At 68.9% G+C, this 6,313-nt stretch carries 4 protein-coding genes; all 4 read right to left on the reverse strand.

All coding sequences use genetic code 11. From position 1 onward, the window contains the following. Nucleotides 1–326, reverse strand: a 326-nt coding sequence (locus tag B0W88_RS28670; RefSeq protein ID WP_198937966.1) for a dienelactone hydrolase family protein, incomplete at its 3' end; no start/stop codon positions are given. A gap of 17 nt (nucleotides 327–343) precedes the next feature. Next, nucleotides 344–1,558, reverse strand: coding sequence for a 6-phosphofructokinase (locus B0W88_RS28675; protein WP_077037964.1), 1,215 nt, complete (start codon nucleotides 1,556–1,558; stop codon nucleotides 344–346). A 46-nt stretch (nucleotides 1,559–1,604) separates the two neighbouring features. Next, on the reverse strand, nucleotides 1,605–3,869 hold the full coding sequence (locus tag B0W88_RS28680) for an EAL domain-containing protein (protein ID WP_077037965.1): 2,265 nt from the start codon (nucleotides 3,867–3,869) through the stop codon (nucleotides 1,605–1,607). Between the two features lie 214 nt (nucleotides 3,870–4,083). After that, nucleotides 4,084–6,313: YgiQ family radical SAM protein (locus B0W88_RS28685; RefSeq protein ID WP_077037966.1), on the reverse strand; the 2,230-nt coding region annotated here is incomplete at its 5' end.

The following is a 6,313-nucleotide window of genomic DNA, read 5'->3' on the forward strand; positions in this document are numbered from 1 at the left end:
CCGCAATGCCGCACCTCGCGCAGGTGGCGCAGCGCGCCGGCGATGTCCTGGTCGCAGGCGTCCACGAAGTCGAGGCCGTCCATCAGGTGCTGGGCCTCGTCCGCGTTGGCGGCGATGCGGCCGCGGAACAGGTCCGGCGCCAGCACCACATAGCCCTCGGCGGCGAAGCGGTTGGCCAGCTCGAGGATGTGCGGCTTCAGGCCCCACCATTCCTGCAGCAACAGGATGCCGGGCTGGCTCACGGGGTCGCGCCGCGGCGGCAGGGCCAGATAGCCGCGGCTGCTCGCGCCGTCGGGGCGGCGGAACTCGATCATGCTGTTGCTCATCGGCGCTCCCCTTCGGTTCAGGCCAGGCGCTTCGGCACGGCACCGGCGCGCAGCCGTGCCGGCTCGGGCAGGCCCGAGCCCAGCAGCGGCGCCAGATAACGCCGGAATTCAGCGGTGACGCCGGTGCCGGCCGCGTCGATGAAGGCGTCCTCCATCACGCGGGTCTTGGCGGCCACGGCGGACAGCGGCACCAGCTGATAGTCCACCGCGTAGTCGCCCACGCGCTTGATCGCCACCGAGCCGTCGCGGTCCCCGTTCAGCGCCAGCTGCACCGCGCGCTCGCCCACCTCACGGGCCTCGCGCTGGTCCACCTCGGACACGCAGCCGGCGAAGCTGCGCTGCAGGTAGCCGAAGGTGTCGCCGCGCACGCGCTTGATGCCGAGCTTGCCCTTGATCTCCTCGCACAGCAGGTCGGCCAGCGCGCCGGTGCCGGAGAGCTGGACGTTGCCGTGCGCGTCCTTCTCGACGCTGCTGCTCAGCTGGGTGAGGATCGGCGTGCCGTCGGCGCCGTGGATGCCTTCCGATACCGCGATCACGCAGCGGCCGAGCGACTCATGGACGCGCTTGACGTCGGCCAGGAAGCGCGCGGTGTCGAACACCCGCTCGGGCAGGTAGATCAGGTGCGGGCCGTCGTCGGGATGGGTCTGCGCCATCGCCGCGGCGGCCGTGAGGAAGCCGGCATGGCGGCCCATCACGACGCCCACGTAGACGCCGGGCAGGGCGGCGTTGTCGAGGTTCGCACCGGCGAAGGCCTGGGCCACGAAGCGGGCGGCCGAGGCGAATCCCGGCGTGTGGTCGTTCTCGACGAGGTCGTTGTCGATCGTCTTCGGGATGTGGATGCAGCGCAGCGCATAACGCTCAGCCTGCGCGTGCTCGGCGACGATGCGCACCGTGTCCGACGAGTCGTTGCCGCCGATGTAGAAGAAGTGCGTGATGCCGTGGGCCTGCAGCGTCCTGAAGATGCGGCCGCAGTAGGCCGCATCGGGCTTGTCGCGGGTGGAGCCCAGCGCGGCGGCCGGGGTGGCAGCCACGCGTTCCAGGTTGGTGGTGGTCTCCTGCAGCAGGTCGACGAGCTCTTCGTTGACGATGCCGCGCACCCCGTGCCGCGCGCCGTAGATCGCCTCCACGCCGGCATGCCGCCGCGCCTCCAGCACCACGCCCGCGAGCGACTGGTTGATCACGGCGGTGGGGCCACCGCCCTGGGCCACAAGAACTCGGATTGCTGCTGCCATCTCGCTGTCTCCTTGTTGTGTCCAGCGATTGTGTAGCAGACGCTCGTCAGGCCGATGCAGCAGGTGCCCCGGCCTCCATCCAGCGCTCCAGCTGGTCGGCCTGCATCGGCCGGGCGAACAGGTAGCCCTGGCCCTCGTGGCAGCCGAGCGTGAGCAGGTGCAGGCGCTGGTCTTCGGTCTCGATGCCTTCGGCGATCACCCGCAGGCCCAGGCCGCGGCCCAGGTTGATGACCATCTGCGCGATCGTCGCGCCGGCCGCGGAGCTCTGCGCCTCGCGCACGAAGGCGCGGTCGATCTTGAGCCGGTCCACATCCAGCTGGCGCAGGTGCGAGAGCGAGGAGAAGCCGGTGCCGAAGTCGTCGATGGCCACCGTCGCGCCGCAGCGCTTGATGTCGGCCAGCAGGCGCAGCACCAGCTCCGTGTCCTCCATCGCCATGGACTCGGTGATCTCCAGCTCCAGGTTCTTGCCGTCCACGCCGGTGTCGCGCAGCGCGCGGTTCAGCGAGGGGATGAAGTCCGGGTGGCGGAACTGCGCCAGCGAGATGTTCACGCACATGCGGAAGTCGGCGTGGCCCAGCTCCAGCATGCGGCGCAGCTGCAGGCAGGACGTGCGCAGCACGTACTCGCCGATGGCGATGATCAGCCCGCTCTGCTCGGCCAGCGGGATGAACTGGTCGGGCGGCACGAACTTGCCGTCGGCCATGCGCCAGCGGATCAGCGCCTCGGCGCCGATGGCCTTGTTGGTGGGCAGGTCCACCTGGGGCTGGTAGACGACGAACAGCTCGTTGGTCTCGAAGCCGGTGCGCAGGCCCTTGAGCAGCTTGAAGCGCTCGCGTGCGTCGCTGCCCATGGCCGATGAGAAGTACTGCGAGGAGCCGCGGTGCTGCAGCTTGGCGCGCTTGAGCGCGATCTGCGCATCGAGCAGCAGCTCGGAGCCCACCGCGCTCGATTCCGACAGCCGCACCAGCCCCGAGGTGGCCGACAGCTGCAGCCGTTCGCCCGCCACCGCGAAGGGTTCGACGAAGACGCGCTGGATCTCGTCGCCGTTGACCTGTTCCTGCGGGCCCAGCAGGCCGAAGGCATCGGGGCCGACGCGGGCCATCGCGGTGTTCAGCCCCAGCAGCTCGCCCAGGCGCATCGCCACGGAACGCAGCACCTGGTCGCCGAAGCGATGGCCGAAGGCGTCGTTGATGTCGGAGAAGTCGTCGATGTCGATCAGCGCCAGCGTGATGCCGGAGGGATCCTTGAGGTTGCGGTCCAGCAGCTCGACGAAGCGGTTGCGGTTGGGCAGGCGCAGCAGCTGGTCGTTGTAGGCCTGGTCCAGCAGCTGGCTGTAGAGCACCACGTTCTCGAAGCCCACGGCGATGTGGCCGCAGAAGACGCGCAGCAGCTGCTGGTCGAGATCGGTCAGCGGGCGGCCGAGGTCGATCATCGCCACCATCGCGCGGCCGTTGCTCATGCCGAAGTACAGCGTGCAGCCACCGTCCTCGTACAGGCTCTGGCGCAGGTTGATGCAGCGCTGCAGGCGCTCGCGCACCGCGTCGGAGGGGATCGCGTCGAGGGCGCTGTCCATCAGCCCCGCGACGGAGCCGGCGGCGGCGATGATGCGGGTCTCGGTGTCCAGCTCGCTGGCGAACTGGGCGCAGACCAGCCCCTCGGGCGGCACGTCCAGCAGCGCGCAGAGCTGGCTCAGCACGCCTTCGGCGAAGCGCTGCACGCCGCGCAACTGGGTCAGCTCCGTGCTGGCGGAGATGATGCTCTCCAGGCCCTGGCGGTTGGCTTCCAGCGCGCGGATCTGCATGTAGGAGCGCACGGCCGCGGTGAGCACCGTGTACAGCCGCGTGCGGGTCAGGTCCGACTTGGTCTTGTAGTCGTTGATGTCGTAGGCCTGCACCGTCTCGATCTCGGGCGCGTAGCCGGGCTGGCCGGTGCGCAGCACGATGCGCAGCGAGCTGATGCCGAGCTCGTCGCGGATGAAGCGCACCAGGCGCAGGCCGGCGTCGTCGGACTCCATCACCACGTCGAGCAGCGCGCAGGCGAGGTCGGGTTCGGTGGCCAGCATCTCGCGCGCCTCGGCGGCGGAGCTGGCGTGCAGGAAGTGCAGCGGCTGGTTCTCGATCTTCAGGCCCTGCATGGCCAGTTCGGTGGCCCGGTGCACGTCGGCGTCGTCGTCGACCACCAGGATGCGCCAGGGACGCAGATTGGCCTGTGTGGCGGATGCGGCGCCTTCCTCGTCCTCGTCGAGGTCAAGGAAGTCCAGCACGTCGTCGTCACCCGCTGCAGGGTCGGCCGGGCTGTTCTTCTCGTGCATGAGTGTCCTGGGCTCCGAGCGATGGTTGATCGGCAGCGGTGCCTCCCAGCACCGTCACTTCACGCGGTACGAGCGAGCGTATGCCATTCCTCGGCCGCACGCCAGTAGCCGCTGCGCTGAGCTAACGGCTTAGCTCAGCGCAGGACTGGTTATAGACGATTTGTGTGGCGAGGCCGGCCACGCGGCCGTGCAGCAGTGCCGGGCGGCGGAACTGTTACTTTCTCGTCGTTGTCTTCTTCTTGCCGCCATGCTCGCGCGGCGGCAGGCCGGTGTGCTGGGTCAGCAGCCGGCCCTTCTTCGCCACCGAGGCCCGCGGCGCGGCGGAGACGGTGGAGTTCTTGCGGCGGGCGCTCTCGTAGCTGCCGTCGGTCATCGGCTGGTAGGTCGGGATCAGGTGGTGCTTGCCGTTGCCGATCAGGTCCTCGCGGCCCATCGCCTTCAGCGCCTCGCGCAGCACCGGCCAGTTGTTGGCATCGTGGTAGCGCAGGAAGGCCTTGTGCAGGCGGCGGCGGCGCTCGCCGCGGACGATGTCCACCGCCTCGCTGTCGCGCGTGACCTTCTTCAGCGGGTTCCTGTTCGAGTGGTACATGGCCGTGGCGGTGGCCATCGGGCTCGGGTAGAAGGTCTGCACCTGGTCGGCACGGAAGCCATTGCTCTTGAGCCAGACGGCGAGGTTCATCATGTCCTCGTCGCTGGTGCCCGGGTGCGCGGCGATGAAGTACGGGATCAGGTACTGCTTCTTGCCCGCTTCCTCGCTGGCCTTCTCGAACATCTGCTTGAACTTGTCGTAGGCGCCGATGCCGGGCTTCATCATCTTGGACAGCGGGCCGTCCTCGGTGTGCTCGGGCGCGATCTTGAGATAGCCGCCGACGTGGTGCGTGACCAGCTCCTTCACGTACTCGGGCGACTTCACGGCGAGGTCGTAGCGCAGGCCGGAGCCGATCAGGATCTTCTTCACGCCCTTCAGCGCGCGGGCGCGCCGGTACATCTTGATCAGCGGCCCGTGGTCGGTGTTGAGGTTCTGGCAGATGCCCGGGTAGACGCAGCTCGGCTTGCGGCAGGCGGCCTCGATCTCGGGGCTCTTGCAGCCGATGCGGTACATGTTCGCGGTGGGGCCGCCGAGGTCCGACACGATGCCGGTGAAGCCCTTGACCTTGTCGCGCATCTCCTCGATCTCGCGGATCACCGAGTCCTCGCTGCGGCTCTGGATGATGCGGCCCTCGTGCTCGGTGATCGAGCAGAAGGTGCAGCCGCCGAAGCAGCCGCGCATGATGTTCACGCTGAAGCGGATCATCTCCCAGGCGGGGATCTTGGTGGCGCCGTCATGGCTGCCGTTCTCGTCGGCGTACTTCGGGTGCGGGCTGCGCGCGTAGGGCAGGTCGAAGACGTGGTCCATCTCCGGCGTGGACAGCGGGATCGGCGGCGGGTTGATCCACAAGTCGCGGTCGCCATGGGCCTGCACCAGCGCGCGGGCGTTGCCGGGGTTGGTCTCGAGATGCAGCACGCGGTTGGCGTGGGCGTAGAGGACCGGATCGGCGCGCACCTGCTCGTAGGCGGGCAGGCGCAGCACGGTCTTCTCGCGCGGGGGCAGGGCGATGCGGCCGGTGCGGTGGATCGTGATGGGCTTGCTGCCGTCGGCGGAATTGGCCGCGGCCGTGGCTGCGGGCGAGCTGTCGCAGGTCTCCTGCTTGATCTCCTGGTACGGGCTGATCAGTTCGTCGATGCGGCCGGGCGTGTCCACGCTGGTCGAGTCGAGCTGGAACCAGTCGCCCATGTCGTGCTCGTCGCGCTTCATGAAGGCGGTGCCGCGCACGTCGGTGATCTGCGTCACCGGCTCGCGGCGGGCCAGGCGGTGGGCGATCTCGATGATCGCGCGCTCGGCATTGCCGTAGACCAGCAGGTCGGCCTTGGCGTCGACGAGGATCGAGCGGCGGACCTTGTCCTGCCAGTAGTCGTAGTGCGCGATGCGGCGCAGCGAGGCCTCGATGCCGCCGATGACGACCGGCACCTCGCTCCAGGCCTCCTTGCAGCGCTGCGTGTAGACCAGCGTCGCACGATCGGGGCGAGCGCCGCCTTCGCCGCCGGGCGTGTAGGCATCGTCGCTGCGGATCTTCCGGTCCGCCGTGTAGCGGTTGATCATCGAATCCATATTGCCGGCCGCCACGCCGAAGAACAGGTTGGGCTTGCCCAAAGCCCTGAACGCATCGGCGGACTGCCAGTCCGGCTGCGCGATGATGCCGACGCGGAAGCCCTGCGCCTCCAGCGTCCGCCCGATCACCGCCATGCCGAAGCTCGGGTGGTCCACATAGGCGTCGCCGGTGACGATGATGATGTCGCAGGAATCCCAGCCGAGCTCGTCCATCTCCTTGCGGCTCATCGGCAGGAAGGGGGCGGGGCCGAAGCGCTTGGCCCAGAAGGGGCGGTAGGCGGTCAGGGCCTTGGGC

Source organism: Pelomonas sp. KK5 (assembly GCF_001984095.1).
Lineage (GTDB): Bacteria > Pseudomonadota > Gammaproteobacteria > Burkholderiales > Burkholderiaceae_C > KK5.

Excerpts from the sequence above, each read along its gene's own strand:
- B0W88_RS28675 (WP_077037964.1), bottom strand. The coding sequence starts at position 1,558 with ATGGCAGCAGCAATCCGAGTTCTTGTGGCCCAGGGCGGTGGCCCCACC.
- B0W88_RS28680 (WP_077037965.1), bottom strand. The coding sequence starts at position 3,869 with ATGCACGAGAAGAACAGCCCGGCCGACCCTGCAGCGGGTGACGACGAC.